17 protein-coding genes are annotated in these 20,955 nt (G+C 60.4%); 8 read left to right on the top strand and 9 right to left on the bottom strand.

The annotated features are described in order from the left end of the window. Positions 1-23: 23 nt before the first annotated feature. Positions 24-911, bottom strand: a complete 888-nt coding sequence (locus BLV61_RS14010; RefSeq protein WP_047536251.1) for a LysR family transcriptional regulator — start codon at positions 909-911, stop codon at positions 24-26. A gap of 148 nt (positions 912-1,059) precedes the next feature. Between BLV61_RS14010 and lysM the strand changes: the two genes are divergently transcribed. Beyond that, complete coding sequence (gene lysM / locus BLV61_RS14005; protein ID WP_047536253.1) at positions 1,060-1,509, top strand: peptidoglycan-binding protein LysM; 450 nt, start codon at positions 1,060-1,062, stop codon at positions 1,507-1,509. Between the two features lie 103 nt (positions 1,510-1,612). On the opposite strand, the gene yrfG is transcribed toward lysM, so the two are convergent. Continuing rightward, positions 1,613-2,275: a GMP/IMP nucleotidase gene (yrfG, locus tag BLV61_RS14000; RefSeq protein WP_090465823.1), complete on the bottom strand. Its 663-nt coding sequence runs from the start codon at positions 2,273-2,275 to the stop codon at positions 1,613-1,615. 90 nt (positions 2,276-2,365) lie between these two features. Between yrfG and nudE the strand changes: the two genes are divergently transcribed. Next, positions 2,366-2,932 carry an ADP compounds hydrolase NudE gene (gene nudE / locus BLV61_RS13995; protein ID WP_090465821.1) on the top strand — a complete coding sequence of 189 codons (567 nt, stop codon included), beginning with the start codon at positions 2,366-2,368 and terminating at the stop codon, positions 2,930-2,932. After that, positions 2,929-3,756, top strand: a complete 828-nt coding sequence (gene cysQ, locus BLV61_RS13990; protein ID WP_090465818.1) for a 3'(2'),5'-bisphosphate nucleotidase CysQ — start codon at positions 2,929-2,931, stop codon at positions 3,754-3,756. The genes nudE and cysQ overlap by 4 nt, the downstream gene beginning before the upstream one ends. 66 nt (positions 3,757-3,822) lie before the next feature. Here cysQ and BLV61_RS13985 read toward each other — a convergent pair whose 3' ends face one another. The 4 genes from BLV61_RS13985 to rfbC form a co-directional block, all read right to left on the bottom strand. Next, positions 3,823-4,278, bottom strand: a complete 456-nt coding sequence (locus tag BLV61_RS13985) for a YiiD C-terminal domain-containing protein (RefSeq protein WP_047536259.1) — start codon at positions 4,276-4,278, stop codon at positions 3,823-3,825. Positions 4,279-4,317: 39 nt separating this feature from the next. Next, positions 4,318-5,712, bottom strand: coding sequence for a sigma-54-dependent transcriptional regulator (locus BLV61_RS13980; RefSeq protein WP_090465814.1), 1,395 nt, complete (start codon positions 5,710-5,712; stop codon positions 4,318-4,320). Then, the gene (locus BLV61_RS13975; protein WP_047536263.1) at positions 5,709-7,517 is read right to left on the bottom strand and encodes a sensor histidine kinase; all 1,809 of its coding nucleotides are present in this window, start codon (positions 7,515-7,517) and stop codon (positions 5,709-5,711) included. Before BLV61_RS13975 ends, BLV61_RS13980 begins: the two co-directional genes overlap by 4 nt. A 106-nt stretch (positions 7,518-7,623) precedes the next feature. Further along, positions 7,624-8,169 (bottom strand): dTDP-4-dehydrorhamnose 3,5-epimerase, encoded by a 546-nt coding sequence (rfbC, locus tag BLV61_RS13970; RefSeq protein ID WP_047536265.1) that lies wholly within the window; start codon positions 8,167-8,169, stop codon positions 7,624-7,626. Between the two features lie 186 nt (positions 8,170-8,355). Here rfbC and BLV61_RS13965 point away from each other — a divergent pair, with 186 nt between their 5' ends. From BLV61_RS13965 to BLV61_RS13945, 5 genes are all read left to right on the top strand, one after another. Then, complete coding sequence (locus tag BLV61_RS13965; RefSeq protein ID WP_090465811.1) at positions 8,356-11,268, top strand: aminotransferase; 2,913 nt, start codon at positions 8,356-8,358, stop codon at positions 11,266-11,268. A gap of 264 nt (positions 11,269-11,532) precedes the next feature. Then, entirely contained in the window at positions 11,533-12,411 is an 879-nt protein-coding gene (gene aguB, locus BLV61_RS13960) for an N-carbamoylputrescine amidase (protein ID WP_090465808.1), read from the top strand. A gap of 5 nt (positions 12,412-12,416) precedes the next feature. Then, positions 12,417-13,523, top strand: coding sequence for an agmatine deiminase (gene aguA, locus BLV61_RS13955; protein ID WP_090465805.1), 1,107 nt, complete (start codon positions 12,417-12,419; stop codon positions 13,521-13,523). Between the two features lie 247 nt (positions 13,524-13,770). Next, entirely contained in the window at positions 13,771-13,983 is a 213-nt protein-coding gene (locus BLV61_RS13950) for a hypothetical protein (protein WP_047536271.1), read from the top strand. Positions 13,984-14,425: 442 nt separating this feature from the next. Beyond that, entirely contained in the window at positions 14,426-15,712 is a 1,287-nt protein-coding gene (locus tag BLV61_RS13945) for an OprD family porin (protein ID WP_090465801.1), read from the top strand. A 203-nt stretch (positions 15,713-15,915) separates the two neighbouring features. Here the strand turns inward: BLV61_RS13945 and BLV61_RS13940 are convergent, their stop codons facing one another. Genes BLV61_RS13940 through BLV61_RS31315 form a run of 3 tightly spaced genes read right to left on the bottom strand, consistent with a single transcriptional unit; the run spans position 15,916 to position 20,860 of the window. Next, entirely contained in the window at positions 15,916-16,977 is a 1,062-nt protein-coding gene (locus BLV61_RS13940) for a hypothetical protein (RefSeq protein WP_244159876.1), read from the bottom strand. Continuing rightward, a complete protein-coding gene (locus BLV61_RS13935) occupies positions 16,974-20,708 on the bottom strand; it encodes a toxin VasX (RefSeq protein WP_090465798.1) in 3,735 nt (1,244 codons plus the stop codon). The genes BLV61_RS13940 and BLV61_RS13935 overlap by 4 nt, the downstream gene beginning before the upstream one ends. Next, entirely contained in the window at positions 20,705-20,860 is a 156-nt protein-coding gene (locus tag BLV61_RS31315; protein ID WP_161793945.1) for a hypothetical protein, read from the bottom strand. The genes BLV61_RS13935 and BLV61_RS31315 overlap by 4 nt, the downstream gene beginning before the upstream one ends. Positions 20,861-20,955 lie beyond the last annotated feature (95 nt).

Genomic DNA, 20,955 nt, shown 5'->3' with positions numbered 1-20,955 from the left:
GATCCACCGATAGATGGCGTCGATCAAGCCTTCGCTAGCGATTGTTGCAGGATCGCAAAACACGCTTCCGCCAGCGCCGATCGTGGGGCGCTGCGCCGCATGATCAACCCCAGTCGGGCCAGGGTCTGGGCATCGTCGATGGGGTGCAGGCGCAGATGGTCGGTGAGTTGTTCAAAACCGCCATCCAGCGGCATCACGGCACAGCACAGACCCCCGTGCACTGCCTGTAACAATTGATGCACCGCGTCGGTTTGCAGCAACGGTTGCGGCGTCAGGCCTCGGATGTGGAAGTTGTGGTCGATGGACTGGCGAAAGTGCATGCCACTGGTGAGCATCCCCAGCGGCAGTTCGATCAACGATTCCCAAGTCAGTGGCGACTCGCCAAAGGAGAAAAAACGCTGATCGTAAAGCAGGCCCATGCGCGCTTCGCTGAACGTCAGCGACTCGAAGCGTTCGCTGTCCAGGCGTTCCAGGTAAGAGACGCCGATATCCAGTCGATTATTCGCCAGTTGTTCGAGGATCTGCTCGGAGCTCAACGCCGACAGTTCGAAGCGCAGGTTCGGGTGTTGCGTGTGCAGGCGTTGCAGCAGCGGCAGTGGATCGAAACTCGACAACGGCACCACGCCCAGGCGCAACGTACCGACCAGGTTGCCGCGACAGGCGGCGGCCTCGGCGTACAGGCCATCGTAGGCGGCCAGAACCGTGCGCGCCCAGGCCAGCACCCGCTCGCCGGGCGCGGTGAAGCCTTCGAAGCGCTGACCGCGATTGACCAGCGGCAAGTCGAGTTCTTCTTCGAGGTTGCGCAGGCGCATGGACAGGGTCGGCTGAGTGATGTGGCAGCGCGCGGCGGCCTGGCCGAAGTGGCGTGTTTCGTCGAGAGCGATGAGGAATTTCAGTTGTTTGATGTCCATCTTCGCTCCAGGGCGGCTCCAGGGGGTTGAGCAAGTACGGATTCTATCGCCAGGGGGAAGCGGCGTCATTGGTCGGGTTGGATCCACAAGCCACAGGGATGGTCTAGGCTTTTGCGTCTGAACATTTAATTCCCATGGAGAGCACCTGATGAGCCTGTTCAGTTTTCTAAAAGAAGCCGGTGAAAAAATCCTCGATGCGCTGACGCCGGACAAGGCTGAGGCCAACAGTGAAGCGTTGACCAAGCACGTGCAAAGCGCGCTGACGGGGATCGACACGTCGAAGATTCAGGTGAAGGTCGAGGGCGATAAAGTCATTGCCAGCGGCGAAGCGAATACGCAGGAAGAGAAGGAAAAAATCCTCCTGGCGCTGGGCAACGTGGCGGGTGTCAGCGGCGTTGAAGACCAGATTACCGTGACCGGGCCCGTCGTGGTGGCGGCCAAGTTTGTCGTGGTCGAGAAGGGTGACACGCTGAGCGCCATCTCCCTGCGCGTTTATGGCAACGCCAACCTGTACAACAAAATCTTCGAAGCCAACAAACCGATGCTCAAGGACGTGAACAAGATCTATCCGGGACAGTCGTTGCGGATTCCCGAGTAAGGCTTTAGCCCGTGTGATGGCCATCGCGGGCAAGCCACGCTCCCACAGCGTTATACGCAATCTTGTGGGAGCGTGGCTTGCCCGCGATGCCGGCGCCTCGGTCTCAGAGGCCTTCGATAAGCGTCCGATAATCCTCCACCGCCGCAAACTCTGCCGTGTCCTTCGGCCCCTTTCGGCTGTCCGGCTCTTTCACCGCCAGTAAATGCGCCACACCAAATTCCCGGGCACTGCGCAGGATCGGCAGGGTGTCGTCGATGAACAGGCTGCGTGCCGGGTCGAAGTCGATGTCGGCCTGTAACGCCTCCCAGAACTGCGGGTTTTCCTTGGGGAAACCGTAGTCGTGGGAGCTGATCAAGCGTTCGAAGTAGGGCGCCAGTTCGATTCTTTCGAGTTTCAATGACAGGGAGTCGCGGTGGGCATTGGTGATCAGTACCACCCGTTTACCCGCCCGTTTGATCGCCGCCAGGAAGGTGTCCGCATCCGGGCGCAGGGCGATCAGGTGCGCGGTTTCCAGTTTCAATTCGCGCACTGGCAGCTTGAGTTCGGCACTCCAGAAATCCAGGCAGTACCACTGCAACAGACCGGCATTGCGTTCGAACAGCGGTTGCAGTTCCAGCTCGGCCATGGCCCGGCTGACCCCGTGCAAGTCGGCATAACGCTGGGGCAGGTGCTCCAGCCAGAAATGGTTGTCGAAGTGCAGATCCAGCAGCGTGCCGTCCATGTCCAGCAGAACGGTGTCGATGTCGTGCCAGGGCAGCAGGGGCATAAAAAACTTCTCCAGCGGTAAAAAAGGTATCCGAAGACAACAATCAGGATAGGCCGGGTATAGTAACCCGCTATTGCCCAGGAGCCGCTCATGCGCCAGAAACCCACCGTCCTCGCCCGCGAGATAGTCGCCACCAGCCGTTTGTTCTGTGTCGAAGAACTGAAGCTGCGCTTTTCCAACGGCGTGGAGCGCACTTATGAGCGATTGGTCGGCAAGGGCGCCGGGTATGGCGCGGTGATGGTCGTGGCGATGCTCGACGCCGAGCATGCGGTGCTGGTCGAAGAGTATTGCGGCGGCACCGATGCCTATGAACTGTCACTGCCCAAAGGCTTGATCGAGCCGGGTGAAGACGTGCTGGCGGCGGCCGAGCGGGAGCTCAAGGAAGAGGCTGGTTTTGGTGCCCGGCAATTGGAGCATCTGACCGAGTTGTCATTGTCGCCCGGCTACATGAGCCAGAAAATCCAGGTGGTACTGGCCACGGACCTCTATGAAGAACGTCTGGAGGGTGACGAGCCGGAGCCGATGGGCCAGAGCAAGGTCAACCTGCGCGAGCTGTCCACTCTGGTGCAGAACCCACAGTTCACTGAGGGGCGAGCCTTGGCGGCGCTGTACCTGGCCCGTGACTTGCTGACTCAACGCGGAGTGTTCCTGCCATGAATTTCTCTCATCCATTGATGGCGCCGGTGGTCGAACTGGCGTTGCAGGCGGGCGAAGCGATCCTGCCGTTCTGGCGCACAGGCACGGCGGTGACGACCAAGGCCGACGACTCTCCGGTGACCGCCGCCGACCTGGCTGCCCATCACTTGATCCTGGCCGGCCTGACGGCACTCGATCCGAGCATCCCGGTGCTGTCCGAAGAGGACGCCAACATCCCCCGGAGCGTGCGCGCCGGGTGGCAGCGCTGGTGGTTGGTAGACCCATTGGATGGGACCAAAGAGTTCATTTCCGGCAGTGAAGAGTTCACGGTCAACATCGCCCTGATCGAGCAGGGCCGTGTGGTGTTTGGCGTGGTGTCGATGCCGACCAATGGGCGCTTTTACGTGGGCGGTGCCGGATGGGGGGCGTGGCGTGGTGACAGGGGCGAAGCGCCGCTGCCGATTCAGGTTCGCGAAGTGCCGCCGGCGGGTGCCCCGTTCACAGTGGTCGCCAGCCGTCGCCATTCCAGCCCTGAGCAAGAACGTTTGCTGGCCGGGTTGAGCGCCAGTCTGGGTGAGTTGGAACTGGCCAATATCGGCAGTTCATTGAAATTTTGTCTGTTGGCCGAAGGGGCGGCGGATTGTTATCCGCGCCTGGCACCCACCTCGCAGTGGGACACGGCCGCAGCGCAAGGCGTGCTGGAAGGGGCGGGTGGCGAGGTGCTGGAGCTGAGCGGTGCGCCTTTCAGCTATCCGGCCCGGGAATCGTTGTTGAATGAGTTCTTTTTGGCACTGCCGGCGAAGGCGGCGTGGCGGGAGAAATTGCTCGAGCTGGCCCGCTCCTGACGTTTTCTTAGATCTGTGGCGAGGGAGCAAGCGCCCTCGCCACAGGGTTTTGCATCGTCCTCACGTTCAGCGGTGCAGCACGTACTGCCCGGTGAACGTCACGGCATCTTCCTCGCTTCCCGCATTCACGACCCGGGTATGCAGTGTCAAACGCGCCCGGCCGTAACGCTGGTACATGGTCAGGAATTTCTTCCACACCGCTGCACTCGGCGCCTGGCAAATGGCGTTCGCATCGCCGGTCACAGGGAGCGGGTAGCTGATCTGCCCTTCCTGAATCACGATGTGCCCGTCTTCAATCCCTTCTTCTTTCAGTCGCAAATGCAGCCAGCCCCAGCCGGCCAGTACCGCGCCGCAATACAGGCTGCCGCCGAACATGGTGCTCTTGTGGTTGACGTTGGCGTCCAGCGGCAAATACAAGCGCAGCTGCTGATCGTGCCAGTCGAGCACTTTGAGGCCCATGTCCCGCGTGAGGGGGATGTCGTGATGGAGGACGGTTTCCAGGTAACGACTGTCGCGGTTCATGCGGGGCCTCATGTTTGAAGTGGATGATTAGACAGTGGGTCAATCGAGTTCGTCGGTGTGGCTGGAGACGCCGCTGTCGGCGAAGCTCAGGCCGTGCTTGCGCAGCTTGTCGTGCAAGGTCTTGCGTGGAATGCCCAAGGCTTCGGCGACGCTGCGCAGCGAACTGTGCGAGCGCGCCAGTTCGGCGGCGATCAGGGTTTTTTCGAAGTTTTCCACTTGTTCGCTCAGGCCACCGCTGACCACCGCCAGCGGCGCCCCGGCCGTGTCTTGCAGCCCTGAGTTGTCCAGTGCCAGCTCCAGGCCGAGGGCGAAGCGTTCGGCGGCGTTTTGCAGTTCGCGCACATTGCCGGGCCAGGTGTGACGCAACAGCTGCGCGCGTTGCCCGGGTTGCAGCTCGTGGGGCGGCAAGCCATGGCGGGCACTGGCTTCATCGGCGAAATGCTGGAACAGCATCAAGGCATCTTCGCCGCGCTCGCGCAGGGGGGGAATACGCAGCGGTGCGACGTTCAGTCGGTAATACAAGTCGGCGCGAAAACGCCCTTGATCGGCAGACTGGCGCAGGTCTTCCTTGGTGGCGGCGATGATACGGATGTCCAGCGGGATCAGTTGATTGCCACCCAGGCGTTCGACCACCCGTTCTTGCAGCAAACGCAGCAACTTCACCTGCACATCCAGGCTCATGCTTTCGATTTCATCGAGGAACAGCGTGCCGCCGTTGGCGAATTCGAACTTGCCGATGCGACGCTTCTGCGCCCCCGTGAAGGCGCCCGGCTCGTGACCGAACAGCTCGCTTTCGACCACCGATTCGGCCAGTGCGCCGGCGTTGATTGCCACGAACGGACCGCTACGCCGATTGGACAGGTCATGCAACGCCCGCGCGACCACTTCTTTACCCGCCCCGGTTTCGCCAAGGATCAGTACGTCGGCTTTGGTCGCCGCCAGGGCCCCGATTTGTTCGCGCAGGCGCAGGATCGAGGGCGACTGCCCGACCAGACGGGTGGTCAATTCATTGCGGTCGCTCAGGGCCAGACGCAGGCTGCGGTTGTCCAGCACCAGTCGGCGCAAGGCCAGGGCGCGGCGCACACTGTCGAGCAGGGCGTCGCTGGCGAAAGGTTTTTCCAGGAAGTCGTAGGCGCCGGCGCGCATGGCTTGCACCGCCAGTGGCACGTCACCGTGACCGGTAATCAGCAGCACCGGCAACTCCGGGTCCTGGGCGTGGAGTTCAGTCAGCAGTTCCAGGCCGTCCATGCCCGGCATGCGGATATCGCTGACCACAACGCCCGGCCAGTCGCGTTCCAGCTGTGCGGCCAGGCCCTTGGCTTCGGCCAGCGGCAGGATTTTCAGGCCGGCCAGATCCAGCGTCTGGCTCAAGGCCTGGCGCAGGTGGGGATCGTCGTCGATCAACACGACCTGGATGCGGTTGTCGATGGTCATGCACTTCGGTCCTCGGACGGTTGCAGGCTCACACCCGGTGCGCCTGCGCGCAGCTTCAGGGTAATCAATGCGCCACCTTCCTTGTGGTTGGCGAACGACAGTTCACCGCCAAAGGCGCGCATCAGGGTTTCGCAGATCGCCAGCCCCAACCCCAGGCCCTGGGTGCGGGTCTTGGTGGTGTAGAAGGGCTCGCTGGCGCGGCCAAGGGCTTCCATGCAAAAGCCGGGGCCGTTGTCGCGAATGTACAGGTGGACGCCGTCAGCGGTGGATTGGGCACTTAGCCAGAGTTTGCGCGGCGGGCCTTTTTCCGTCAGGGCGTCCAGGGCGTTGGCCAGCAGATTGCCGAGCACCTGGCGCAGACGGGTTTCCCCGGCCTCGACCCACAGGGTGGCGGCGGGTAAATCGCGGATCAGTTCGACCTCCATGCTGCGCCGACGCTTGGCCAGCAACGCCAGGGCGTCGTCCAGCGCCGGTTGCAGGGCGACGCTTTCCGGGGCGTGGCGATCACGGCGGGCAAAGGCGCGCAGATGGGCGATGATCGAGGCCATGCGCCCGGTCAATTCGCTGATCAATTTGAGATTGCTCCGGGCGTCGTCGGTGCGCTGGTGATCGAGCAGTACTTCGGCGTTTTCCGCGTAGCTGCGAATCGCGGCCAGCGGTTGGTTGAGTTCGTGGCTGATGCTCGCCGACATCGTGCCCAGCGCCGACAGTTTGCCGGCCTGCACCAGATCGTCCTGCGCGCGCACCAGTTCCTGCTGGGCCTGTTCGCGCTCCAGCACTTCCTGTTTGAGTCGACGGTTGAGGCCTTCCAGATCGCTGGTGCGCTCGGCGACCCGGGCTTCCAGTTCGCGTCGGGCCTTGGCTTCGAATGCGATTCGGTCGAGGTAATGGCGGCGGCGCTGCATCATCAGGCCGAGCAGTAGCATCAGCACCAACAGCGTCGCGCCACCGATGGCGACGACCGTTCGCACCGGGCGGTCAATCAGGGTGCGCGGCGCGAGAATGCTGACGTCCCAGCCGGTTTCCGCGATCGACTGGGTCTGGGTCAGCCAGGCGTCGGGGTTGAGATTCAAGGGCTTGGGCTCGCGCGTCGGATAAGGCTGGATCGCGGTGATCGCCTGGCTCTCTTCATCGTTCAGCGGACGGGTCGCGCGAAAGCGCCATTCCGGTCGCGAGGTGATGATGACGACGCCGTTATGGTCGGTCAGTAGCAACTGTTCCGGGGTTTTGCCCCACAGGCTTTCGGTGTGGTCGAGATCAACCTTCACCACCAGTACGCCGATGATTTTCTCGCCCTCACGCACCGCCGCGGCGAAGAAGTAGCCGCGTTTGGCGGACGTGGTGCCCAGCCCGAAAAAGCGCCCGAGCCGGCCGGCCATGGCTTCGCTGAAGTACGGACGGAAGGCAAAGTTACGGCCGACGAAGCTGTCGTGCTTGTCCCAGTTGGACGCGGCCAGGGTCTTGCCTGTGGTGTCCATCAGGTACATGACTTCGGCCCCGGTCTGGGCGCTGATGTTCTTCAGCAGGCGGTTGGCGTTGCCTTGGGTGACGCCGTCGTCCGGCGCACCGAGCACGGCGCGCAGGGCCGGCAGATCGCCGAGAATCTGCGGCAGTACCTCATAGCGATGCAGGGTGCCCAGCAGGTTGGCGACATAGAGATCGAGGGTCTGCCGGTTCTGGCTGGCCAGCTCGCTACGGTAATAGCGCTCGGCCAGATGCTCCAGCGGCCACAACAACGGCGCCAGGCACAAGGCGAGCAGCGCCAGGCTGCGCCAGCGAGGTCTGCGGGGGAGGGTCGGGGTCATAAGCATCGAGCGCCTGTGGGTACAGGCGCATTATGCCTAGGCTTGCGGGCGCAGTCTGCGCACCTGGGGGCAGGTGCGCCTGCGCGGTGAAGCTTCAGGTCGGGTTTCAGGCAAATACTTCGGCGTCCTTGAGCAATGCCCCGACCTTATCCTTGGCCGACAGTTGCGGTGCGGCGTCCAGTTGCCAGTCGATGGCCAGGTCCGGGTCATCCCAACGAATGCAGCGCTCGGCCGACGGGTTGTAGTAGTCGGTGGTCTTGTAGAGGAATTCGGCGTAGTCGCTCAACACCACGAAGCCATGGGCAAAGCCTTCAGGAATCCAGAGCTGGCGATTATTGGCGGCGGACAGACGCACCGCGACCCATTTTCCGAAATGCGGCGAGCTGCGGCGGATGTCCACGGCGACGTCGAGCACTTCACCGGCCGTGACTCGAACCAGCTTGCCCTGCGTGTTTTGCAGTTGGTAATGCAGGCCACGAAGCACGCCTTTTTGCGAGCGCGAGTGATTGTCCTGAACGAACGGTGTGTTCAGGCCGGTCGCTTCTTCGAAAGCCTTTGCGTTGAAGCTTTCGTAAAAGAACCCCCGCTCGTCACCAAACACCTTGGGTTCGATGATCAGAACACCGGGCAGGTCGGTGGTGACTACATTCATGGTGTTTCTCCAGTGCTAGGCGTAGATGGTCGACATTCTTGCGTAGAGTCTTGTTCAAGACGAGTGGCGCGTCATTTTTCTTTTTCCGTTTACCCGGCCGGCCCGTCGTCAGACGGGTGAAGGGGGTTGCGTATCGCCCCAAGCAGTGGCGATATAGGCGCCTAATAATATTTCAGGGGTCGTTGTATGCCGCTCGCCACGTTGATTCATCGCGCCAGTTTGCCCAGTCCGCAAGTGTCTGCGGAGCAAGCGCATGAGCTGTTGCAGGAGCATTACGGGCTCGGCGGAAGGTTGCAGGCCCTTGGCAGCCAGCAGGATTTGAATTACCGCGTTGACAGCGACCAGGGCCGTTTCGTCCTGAAAATCTGCCGGGGCGACTATTCGGCGCTGGAACTGCAAGCCCAGCACGCGGGGCTCAAACATCTGGGCGAACACCCGGACGTGCACGTGCCGCGGGTGATTCCCGCGAAGAATGGTGCGGACCTGCTGACGCTGGAAGTCGGTGGCCAAGCGGTACACGTGCGCTTGCTGGACTACATCGAAGGCCAGTCCCTGACCCATCTGGACCATTTCAATCGCACGGTGGTGGCCGGTTTCGGTCGCTTGTGCGGCGAGATGGACCTGGCGCTGGCGGCTTTCGATCATCCGGGGCTGGAGCGCACCCTGCAGTGGGACGCTCGCCATGCTCAGGCGTTGATCGCGCATTTGTTGCCGGTGATCCAGGACTACACTCAGCGCCAGTTGATCGCCGAAGCGGCGGAGCAGGCCGAACGCCATTTGCAGCCACTGGTGGACAAGCTGCCGGTGCAGGCCATCCATATGGACATCACCGACGATAACGTGGTGTGGCAGCGCGATGCGCAACGCCACTGGCAGCTGCAGGGCGTGATCGATTTCGGTGATTTGATCCGCACCTGGCGCATCACCGACCTGTCGGTGACCTGCGCGGCGTTGCTGCATCACGCCGATGGCGACCCGTTCTGCATTTTGCCGGCGGTGCAGGCTTATCACGCGGTCAATCCGCTGACCCATGAAGAACTGCTGGCGTTGTGGCCGCTGATCGTCGCTCGTGCGGCGGTGTTGGTGCTCAGTGGTGAGCAGCAAGTCAGCATCGATCCGGGCAATGATTACAGTCGTGACAACCTGACTCACGAGTGGGAAATTTTCCGCGTCGCCACGTCGGTGCCATTGGCCTTGATGGAAGCGGCGATCCTGACGTCGGTGGGCCAGAACCTGCCGGAAATTGGCAGCGAAGGCTTCGCGCCGCTGCTGCCAAGCCTGGTCGGTCGCGAGTTTGCCTTGATCGATCTGGGGGTGCTCAGCCCGCATTTCGACGCCGGTAACTGGGAGCAGGAGGGCGTGGATCAGCGGTTGCTGGACGAAGCGGCCGCCGCCCACGGCCTGGCGGCCAGTCGTTACGGGCAATACCGCTTGTCCCGCACCCGACCGGACAGCGCCATCGAACCGGACACCTGTCCGTTGCACGTCGAATTGCGCGTACCCGACGGCACGGCGGTCGAATCGCCGTTTGCCGGCATGATCCATCAACCGTCGCCTGGCGTGTTGCAACTCGACGGCCCGCAACTGAGCGTGCGGCTCCAGGGCGTCACACCGTCACTGCATACCGGGGCGGCGCTGGTCAAAGGACAGGTGCTGGGTACGGTCAGCGGGCCGCTGATCGTGCAACTGGCCCGTGGTGCATCGTTGACGGCACCGTTGTTCTGCACGCCTTCACGTGCCGCCGCCTGGCAAGCGTTGTGCCCGTCACCGGCGGCGCTGCTGGGGCTGGCCTGCGATGCTGAAGCCGAACTCGACGCACACACCCTGTTGGCCCGTCGCGACGCCAGTTTCGCCCGCACGCAAAAACACTATTACGTCGACCCGCCGCGCATTGAACGCGGCTGGCGCAACCACCTGATCGACATGCAGGGCCGCTCCTACCTCGACATGCTCAACAACGTCGCGGTGCTGGGGCACGGCCATCCGCGCATGGCAGCGGTCGCCAGTCGCCAGTGGTCGTTGCTCAACACCAACTCGCGGTTCAACTACGCGGCAGTCGCCGAGTTTTCCGAGCGCTTGTTGAAGCTGGCGCCGGACTCCATGGACCGCGTGTTCCTGGTCAACAGCGGCAGCGAGGCCAATGACCTGGCGATCCGCCTGGCGTGGGCCTACAGCGGCGGCCGCGACATGCTCAGCGTGCTGGAGGCCTATCACGGCTGGACGGTGGGCGCCGATGCGGTCTCGACCTCGATTGCCGACAACCCGAAAGCCTTGAGCAGTCGTCCGGACTGGGTGCACCCGGTGACGGCACCGAACACGTATCGCGGCGAGTTCCGTGGCCCGGACAGTGCGCCGGACTATGTGCGCAGCGTTGAACACAACCTGGCAAAAATCGCCGAACAAAAACGCCAGCTGGCCGGCTTCATCTGCGAGCCGGTGTACGGCAATGCCGGTGGCATTTCGCTGCCGCCGGGGTACCTGAAGCAGGTCTATGCCATGGTTCGTGCCCGGGGCGGTGTGTGCATCGCCGACGAAGTGCAAGTCGGTTACGGGCGCATGGGTCATTTCTTCTGGGGCTTCGAAGAGCAGGGCGTGGTGCCGGACATCATCACCATGGCCAAAGGCATGGGCAACGGCCAGCCTCTGGGGGCGGTGATCACTCGCCGGGAGATCGCCGAAGCACTGGAAGCCGAGGGGTATTTCTTCTCGTCCGCCGGCGGCAGTCCGGTGAGCTGCCAGGTCGGCATGGCGGTGCTGGATGTGATGGAAGAGGAAAAACTCTGGGAAAATGCTCAGGTCGTTGGCGGATATTTCAAGGAGCGTCTGGAAGCGCTGATCGACATTCATCCGCTGGTGGGCGCGGTGCACGGTTCCGGGTTCTACCTGGGCGTGGAATTGATCCGCAACCGCGAAACCCTGGAACCGGCGACCGAGGAAACCACCGCGCTGTGCGATCGTTTGCGCGAGTTGGGCATCTTCATGCAGCCGACGGGCGATTTCCTGAACGTCCTCAAGATCAAACCGCCGATGGTCACTTCGCGCCGCAGCGTGGATTTCTTTGTCGACATGCTTTCGAAGGTGCTCGCCGAGGGGCTGTAATTCCATACCCCTGTAGGCGCGAGCCTGCTCGCGATGAGGTCGTGTCAGTCACGGATTTTTTGATTGATACACCGCCATCGCGAGCAAGCTCGTTTCCACAGGAATGGTGGCATAAGTTCGATTGTTATCGGGTTTAAGTGTGTATTTTTAGACGTAAGGCATATTTGTCACTTTTAAAGCCGATTTTTATCGGCTATAAAGTCGCCAATGCCAGGGCGTGGATAAACCATGCCCGACCGTCACGCACTTGCCCGGAGATGATTCATGAGCCGTAACGTTACCGTCGCCGCCACTCAGATGGCCTGTTCCTGGGACCTTGAAGGCAATATTGAAGTCGCTGAACGGTTGGTCCGTGAAGCCGCCGCCAAAGGCGCGCAGATCATCCTGATCCAGGAACTGTTCGAGGCGCCGTACTTCTGCCAGAAGCCGAACCCGGATTACCTGCAGCTGGCCACGACGGTCGAAGACAACGTCGCCATCAAGCATTTCCAGAAAGTCGCCAGGGAACTGCAAGTGGTGCTGCCGATCAGCTTCTACGAATTGGCCGGCCGCGCTCGTTTCAACAGCATCGCGATCATCGACGCTGACGGCAGCAACCTCGGGATTTATCGTAAAAGCCACATCCCGGACGGTCCTGGTTACCACGAGAAGTACTACTTCAACCCGGGCGATACCGGCTTCAAGGTCTGGAATACCCGTTACGCGAAAATCGGCGTGGGCATCTGCTGGGACCAGTGGTTCCCCGAGGCTGCGCGCAGCATGGCGTTGCAAGGCGCGGAAATTCTGTTCTACCCGACCGCCATCGGCAGCGAGCCCCACGACAAGACCATTTCGTCCCGCGATCACTGGCAACGCGTGCAACAGGGGCACGCCGGCGCAAACCTGATGCCGCTGATCGCCAGTAACCGCATCGGCAACGAAGAGCAAGATGGCTACGACATTACCTTTTATGGTTCGTCGTTCATCGCCAACCAGTTCGGCGAGAAGGTGCAAGAACTCAACGAAACCGAAGAAGGCATTCTGGTTCACACCTTCGACCTCGAAAAACTCGAACATACACGCAGCGCGTGGGGCTCCTTCCGCGACCGCCGCCCTAACCTGTATGGTGCTATCAAAACCCTCGACGGATCCCTGGAGTCCTGACTGCCATGACGACTATGAACAGCACCCCTCGCGCAGACGGCTTCTACATGCCGGCCGAGTGGGCACCACAAACCCAGACCTGGATGATCTGGCCCGAGCGCCCGGACAACTGGCGCCTGGGCGGCAAACCGGCGCAAGCCGCGCACGTGGCGGTGGCCAAGGCCATCGCCCGTTTTGAACCGGTCACCGTGGCCGTTTCCGCCGGCCAGTATGAAAACGCCCGTGCCCGTCTGGACGCGCCGAATATCCGCGTAGTGGAGATGTCCAGTGACGACGCCTGGGTCCGGGATACCGGCCCGACGTTCGTCATCAACGACAACGGCGAAGTCCGTGGCGTGAACTGGGATTTCAATGCGTGGGGCGGCTTTGACGGTGGCCTGTATTCGCCGTGGAACCGCGACTCGCAGGTGGGTGGCAAAATCCTCGAGATCGAGCGCAGCCCGCGCTATCGCACTGAAGGCTTTGTGCTTGAAGGCGGTTCGATCCACGTCGATGGCGAGGGCACGCTGATCACCACCGAAGAATGCCTGCTCAATCGCAATCGAAATCCGCACCTGAACCGTGCAGAGATCGAAGCGGTGCTCAGCGCACATCTGGCTGTGGATAAAATCATCTGGCTGCCGGACGGTCTGTTCAACGACGAAACCGACGGCCATGTGGATAACTTCTGCTGTTACGTGCGTCCGGGCGAAGTATTGTTGGCCTGGACCGATGATCCGCAGGACCCGAACTACCCGCGTTGCCAGGCTGCGATGAACGTGCTGAAAAGTAGCACGGACGCCAAGGGGCGCCCTTTTACAGTGCACAAAATGCCGATTCCGGGACCGCTGTATGCGACCGAGGAAGAATGCGCGGGTGTCGATCCGGTGGACGGCACTCAGGAGCGTAACCCGACTGTTCGTCTGGCCGGTTCCTATGTGAACTTCCTGATCGTCAACGGCGGCATCATCGCTCCGAGCTTCGACGACCCGCTGGATGCGCCGGCAAAAGAGATCTTGCAGAGCCTGTTCCCGCAACACGAAGTGGTGATGGTGCCAGGCCGCGAACTGTTACTGGGCGGCGGTAACATCCACTGCCTTACCCAACAACAGCCAGCGCCGCACAAAGAGTGAGTGCAGTTGTAACAGCTTGAGTTGATTGCAAATTCGTTCTGGCAAACGTTTTCGCGCCCAGCTTCACGGCAAGCCCGCAGCCCTACAGGACTGCGGGCTTTTTTGTATCCGCTTGTCGGCTGCCTGCACACATTGGCATAGCTCTTGTATCTGTGATGGTGCAATGCAGGGAGGGGGAGAACTTAGTTGTTCTGTCATAAACCTTGGATAAAGTCAGGCCGCTCACAAACCAGGAGAGAGCGCAGAAATGAACGCCGAAGTGAATGTGGTGAGCGAGCGGGCGTTGCATCCCCTGGCAGTAACCAGCGAATCGCTCCAGATCCTGGCGCACTGGTTCAAGTCCAATGGGACGCGTCAGATCGCAGACAGTGATCCGCGCCGGATGATAATCGAGCGTTACCCCGCTGGCTTGTTCAGCGAGGCTGAGCTAGATGCGTTGTGGGATGTGATGGAAGGATAAGTAGAAAAACAACGGATTGATCAACGAAGAACGCTGCCGGCATGGCAGCGTTTTTTTATGTCCGAAGCACCCTCATCGACCTCGGCCCATGGCCTGGAAAGCAAGCCGCAGGACATTCATCTCGCTTGCGTCAGGCGCTGCCGGCAAAAGTGCCTTCCGCCGAATCGATGGCTGTACCATTTGATGTTTTCTGCCAAGTAAAGTCATTTCTTAGACGATTTTTGCCTAATTACAGACGATTCATCAAATTGACACACCCTTGAGGCCGCAGCTACGATTCGGCCCAACGCCTGTGGCTGACTGCCATAATCCAAAATAATAAAAAGGCCCGCCGCGAGTCATCGTGGGCGGGCTTTTTTGTTTGCGAAATGAAAAAAGAGCGCGAAAGTGCCATTTCAGCCGTTCGACACAGCGCGTACCTACCCGTAATAAGGAAAACAAAATGTTGAACAAGCGAATCAGCCTGATCGCTCTGGGGATTTTGAGCACTTCACAGGTCATGGCTAACGACCAGGCCGAATCCAAGGGGTTTGTTGAGGACAGCAGCCTCAAAGTACTGCTGCGCAACGCCTACATGAACCGTGACTACAAAGACGGCAACCCGGATAAATCCGAGTGGGGCCAAGCGGCCATCGGTACATTCTCGTCCGGCTTTACCCAGGGCACCGTGGGCGTGGGTGTGGACGCTTTCGGTTTGTACGCACTTAACCTGGAGCGCAGTGAAGACCGTAGCGGCGCCCAAGGCATCGACTTTTTCAAAAAAGGTGACAGCGGCCAACCGGCTAACGACCTGTCCAAGGGCGGCGCAGCCGTCAAATTCCGCCTATCCAGCACCACGCTGACCTACGGCGACCAGATGCCGGCCCTGCCGGTATTGAGCTACGACAACGTGCGTCTGCTGCCGGAAAGCTACACCGGCACCCTGATCACCTCCAAGGAGATCAAAGGCCTGGAACTGAACGCCGGTCGCTTCACCGCCGAATCGCGCAAAAGCGCTGAAGGCCGTGACAGCGGTGGCTTGAAGTCGATCAACGTGTTGGGCGGCAGCTACCAGTTCACCGAGCAATTCAAGGCAGCGCTGTACGCTTCCGACGTCGAAGACGTACTGAAGAAACAATACGTGAACGCCAACTACGTGTTCCCGATCGACAAGGATCAGTCCCTGACCCTGGACTTCAACGGCTACCGTACCAAGCTGGACGATTCTTACGTACGCGACAACAACCTCACCGGCGACGACAACAAGATCTGGAGCCTGGCGGCGACATACGCCACCGGCCCACACTCGTTCATCCTTGGCTACCAGCGCAGCACGGGTGACAGCAACCTGGGTTACCCATACGGTGGCTACCAGAAGGATCAAGGTCGCGTCGGTGACGGTGGCAACACCATCTACCTGTCCAACTCCTACTGGTCCGACTTCAACGCCGAAGACGAACGCAGCTGGCAACTGGGCTACGGCCTGGACTTCAGCGCCTTCGGTGTTCCTGGCCTGAGCTACAACTTCGCCTACGTGCGTGGTGACAACATCACCACCTCCACCAGCACAGACGGCACTGAGCGCGAAATCTTCAACCAGTTCAAATACGTCGTGCAAAGCGGCCCGGCCAAAGACCTGAGCGTGAAACTGCGCAGCTCTGTCCTGCGTGTTTCGCAGAAGTCGAGCGAGTACAACGTCAGCGGTAACGAAGTGCGCGTGTTCGTGGATTACCCGATCAACATTTTCTGATGATCGATTGCGGTATCGAAGCCTGATGCAAGGCTGAGCGCAAAGAGAAGCCCCGACTGGTTCGGGGCTTTTTTGTGGGGGCTCGTACAGCCACCATTACGCGATATCGCAGACACAAAAAAGTGCAGGTGCAGCGGGGGCGCCATGTTCAGTTGTTGCCGGAGTGAGGTGCGCTCCCTCCAGTACACCGCACATTTTTTCGCTCAGTCGACATAGGTCACGTATCCGGCCATCAAGTTCGGCCGCTCGAACGTATCGATTTCCTCGACGCGCTGATGCATTTCGCTGACGATCTGCTTGAACGTCGCATCATCCATGTCGATCCAGTAACGCGGGTTGCGGCCGGTGAGGCGGTCGTATTCGGCGGTGGTGGGGTCGAGGTGGCGGTATTCTTCGTACTGCGGCAAGTCCGGCAACGGGCGGCTGACGTCCATGTAGTTCTGGATGAAATCCCACAGGGCGCAAGGCGGTTGGAAGTCGGGACCGGGGCACAGCAGCGCGCCGAAGTTGATCATGATGTTGCGGTAGCGATGGGCGAGGTAAAGCACGTTCAACGGCATGCCCTGACTGTCCGGGGACGTGGCGATGTAGGCGTCAAACTCGTAGAACGGCGCGGTGAGTTCACCGATGGTGCCGTTCTTTTTGTATTCACCGTTGTTTTTGTAGTCGAAGACCGTGACCAGGCCGGTGCGGCGGTTGAGCTCCCAGATGGGGCCTCGGGAGGGTTTTATCCAGAGGTTGGGGAACTTATCTATTACCAACTTACCTATTGCCCAGGAGCCCAATGGAATTCCAAGGGTTATGGATGAATATTTTGTGATATTAAGCGCCGTCTCCTGCCAGCTCTCTTCGGCATTAATTAGTATTAAAGTGGAGATGGAAAGCAATATAAACAAAGAAAACCAAAATAAAAATTTCCCTATAGAGTACAAATAAATCCAGAAGTGTGATGCGCCTGAAAAAAGTGCATATCTGAAACATTCATGATCGTCTCTGACGTGGAAATCGACATGTTCGAATGAGCTTGAAGTATAGGTCCCTGCGGCTATTTGCTCTTCACGTTCTTTTTTAGATTTTTCATGAAGGCGAAGTTTCTTTGGCGAAAATTTTTCGAGAAAACTCGCAGGCGCTATTTCATCCGGACTACCCCAAGGTAATCTGACCTTGGCAAGCCGCATGATCCATGAACGCTCAGCAGAGCGTTCTTGTTGGGGAACTTCCGTCGCTCCATAAGCAGTCTTGGCGTAATACGATGTATTGCTCATGAATCAGTATTCCGCGATCTGTTTGTCACTTCGTCTGCCCAGTAGAGTGCACCCACGCTGCCGAAATCGGGTTTTATATGGGTGGCAAAAAACGGCGTACCATCCTTCGGTGGTGGCGCAGGAAAATGCCAGCGTTGATTAAGTTGCTCCAGTACACACTGAGCCCGGACTTGCCATTGATGGGCGATGCCGGATGAGCCGGTTACCGGGTCGAAGGCGTAGCTCGCTGGGGTTTTGAAAAACAGTTCCAGCCCCTGCGGTAGCAGCCGTTGGGCATTGGGTGGAACGAGGCGGCTATCGATCAGTTTTGTGAACGGCACCGTTTCACTTTTGAGGCGACCACCTTTGAGTTCGAAGGTATTAAGTCGACAGTGGGCATTGATGTTCAGGGTGCCGAGGTTTGCAATTAAGCCCGGCAAGTTACTTTCAATGCGAATGCAGGTATTGGACGAGATCACTTGAAAAGGTGTCCTGGCGCGAAAGTCGAGTTTGGCATTAGGGACGAATTGAGGGTTGGGGCCTATGTTGATGCGAATGTCGGCAAACAAACTGATCAGGTAATAAAAACCACGTTGCGGATCCAGCAGGTGCACGTTATCTGAATGAACTTGCGTGCCGAACGGGCCATTGACCAGCCACTCTTCGATGGGCTTGTCGCTCAGCCACCAGGCCAATCCGGCACCGATCACGATCAATATCAGCGCTGCCCAGCCACCTGGGCCCAGACCGAGAAAGGTGATGCCGCTAACAACCAAATTACTGAGAGCGCTGATGGCGCCGCCCGCAGCCATCATCAGATAGCCCCAGCTGGCATCGTCGCCCCATTTCCACGCAAACCAGGCATCTGTCAGGCATATACCCGAAAAAATCAGACCACTGGCCATTTGTGCAAATAGGCGTCCGGTGAGTTCCTTCGCTAAATGTTCTGCTAGACGGCCGAAAAATTTCTGAGCGGCCTCAACAGGGATATTGAATAGCACTTTTCGCCCAACCGCTAAAACAGACTGTGTACTGGCAAATTTTACCGTCAACATTTCTAGCGCAATAGTAAGATCAACTGCTGCTCCGCCCATCCCGAGAAATGCTCTTCCGAATCCTTTCTCTCTTTCGGTTTGTTTGAACGAATTGTTCTCCACCCTCACATTCCAAACCTCCAACATCAAAACCCCCGCCGCAAACGGCAACGAGCCCAGCACGCGATGAACCCGGCTGTTAGCCGACTCGACATGCTCATCCACGCCCCGCTGCAACGGACTTTTCACGTACGCATCACCCGTCGCCCGCGCCTCCACATCGGCTTTGTAAACCGCGTTGATCCGCTGATTCAGCACGCTGAGATTGTTCGCCGTCGGATGCTTCAGCGGGATCGCCAGCAGCGTGTGATGGGTTTCGCGAAGGGCGTACGGGGTGTCGAGTACGTCGTCGCGCACCTTCAGCGGTCGGCCCTGGGCATCCAGGTACTGACCCATCACCCGGTGTGGCCGCTGATCGCCGGACGGCACATCGGTCAGGCCAAAAACGTAGTAATGCTGCGGGTCGGCGTCACGCCGCTGGATGAAGTGCGCGTCGCCAAAGGTCTTGGGCATCAGGCTGCGCAACAGCCCCACGCCGAGGCCGTGCAGATAGGTGCTGGCGGGCATGGCCTGGCCGGTGTGTGGCCCGGACGGTTTGTTCACCGCGCTGCTGGCGGTTTCCAGGGCGCCCGCGAGGTTTTCGTAGATGCCGATCAGGCTACCGGCGGCCGCTTTCGATTGCCCGGTGAGGGTGCTGTTCAGGCTGCCGCTGGCCAGCAGGTCTTTGAGCAAGTGGCCGTCGAGGTGGTCGACCTGCGGGTAATAGGGCCCCGGGTGACTTTCGAATGCGGCGAGGTCATCGGCGCGTAAATGACCATCGCCCTCGTTGAGGTTTGTCTGGGTGGGTGGCACATAGGGCGCGGCCAGCGCCGCTTCATCGACGGCGGGCCAGAGCATCGGGTGCAGCGGGTGCGCCGGGTCGTGGGCGATGTCGTTGAGCAGGGTCTGGCCGACGCTGGCCCGTGGACTGTAGAGACTCACGCCGCTCAGCGCGTTGGTGACGTCGCCGTTGCTGGCCAACGGATCGAGTTGCGCGGGCACCGTGGCCAGGGCCGCGAACGTCTGGCTCACGGCAAACAGCGCGGCGAGGTAGTCAAAGCCGTCCTGACTCAAATGATCGGCCAGGGTTTGCTGCGTGACCGGTTGCTGCAGGCACTCGGCCAGCAGCGCCTGCGCCATGTTCAGTTGTTGCCAGATCAAGGCGCGCTCGGCGCTGGCGGTGAAACGGTTGATGTCGCGGCGCCCGGCCTCCTTCACTTTGTCGAAACAGGCGTGCAGCGGGTTCTTCTGGCCGCCGAGGGTGGCCGGCACGATCAGTTGCTGGACCATCACCGCGCTGGCGTGGTGGGGATAAAGGCTGGCGCGCTCGGCATACAGCGCCAGCAATTGCTGTTGCTGCCGGATCTGCGAAAGCAGGTGCCGCAAACGGTAGCGCGGGTCCTCCAGCAGCACGCCGCACACGCGCCGTTGGCGGGCGGTCTCCAGCACGTCGACGACGCTGGGCTGGGGTTGCCACAGATCCGCTTCATCGTCTGGCGGGGTCTTTCCTTGCAAGCGCTGCAACAGCGTGGCGAGGCAGTCGGCCCAGGCGCTGCTTTCGAACGTGGCGGGCACATCCGGCGTGGCGCCCTGCTCCCACTGAGCCAGGCAGCGCCTGGCTTCGAATTTGCGTTGTGCGGCAAATTGCCCCGACAGGTCGCATACGTAACGCCCCGGATGCTCCAGCCCATATTCGAAACCGCTCTGGCGTGCCCGTTGCGGGGCGATCAGGCTGAGCGGAAAAGCGCGTTCGGCCAGGTTGCGCCAGGTGACGCTGGCTTTCGTCGCGCTGTCGGACGCCTGGGCATCCCACGCATTGAAGCGCCCGAAGGCCTCGAGCATCGCCTGCCCGTCGGGCTGCGGGTCGAAAAGCCGTTCGAACGTCTGACTGTCGCACGGCAACGTGGGGCTCTGACAACGCCGGGCGCGTAACTCCGGGTCCTCCTCGAGGCGTTTGACGCGGGCAGCACTGAGCTGGATCTCGCTGAAACACAGTTGCACCGCTTCGGCCGGTTGCCGATTCCAGGTGGCGGGCAGCCAGATGTCGCTGAGTGCGACACCCCTGGCCAGGCGGTAGTCGTCGCACAGATCCTGGCCTTCGCGAAACATCGGCACGTCAATGTCGTGGTAAGTCGTGCGTTCGCCGTCCTGCCGCACTTCCAGTTCACGCCACAGGCGCCCGCGGTAAAACACATAGACAAAGCCGCTGCGGCACAGGACCGGCGTGCCGAGGTCGTGGCGGCTGCGCGCACCGGGCAGCGCGACGAAAGGCACGACGGGGACGATCTGGTTCCACTGCGCATCCAGTTGGCGCGGGGTGATCCGTACGTCCTCCAGCAACGGCAGGCGAATGGGCGCCCCATGGGTCGTGGCAATTTCCAGCCACAACTGATGCTCGTACCGGGCGTACCAGTTCCACACGAACAGCTCGCAGTGGACGCTGAATAAACGCTCCGTTTCGCGATCCACCTCATCGGTCAGGGCCGGCAGCGGTTCAATGCCTGACCGGTCGAAGAGCACCAGGCGCTGGTCTTTGGAATGGCCGGTGCCGATCACCTGGACGATCAGCCTGTCGGGCTCGCAGCAAGGACCGGCGGACAATCTTCCCAGGCGCTTCATGACTTAACCTGCGTGCAGTGGGTGCTGCGTTTCAGATCAAGGCGCAAAGGTCGGCGGATGGCTTCCTTGCCGGTGGACTCAAGGACTTGCAGGTTCTGATTGAATCCCTGTTTGTCCTGGATAAAAGAGGCTGGGTCGGCAGGGCTGAACATCACACATCCCTTGTGCTGGTTTAGTAAGGGCGGGACTGTGGATGAGTGAATACGGGATTAATGCAGGGCGGCTCGGTTTCTTGTGTGGGAAACGT

This window comes from Pseudomonas mohnii, from assembly GCF_900105115.1.
In the GTDB taxonomy this organism is placed as follows: domain Bacteria; phylum Pseudomonadota; class Gammaproteobacteria; order Pseudomonadales; family Pseudomonadaceae; genus Aquipseudomonas; species Aquipseudomonas mohnii.
This window is presented reverse-complemented; position numbering and strand designations above follow the sequence as displayed.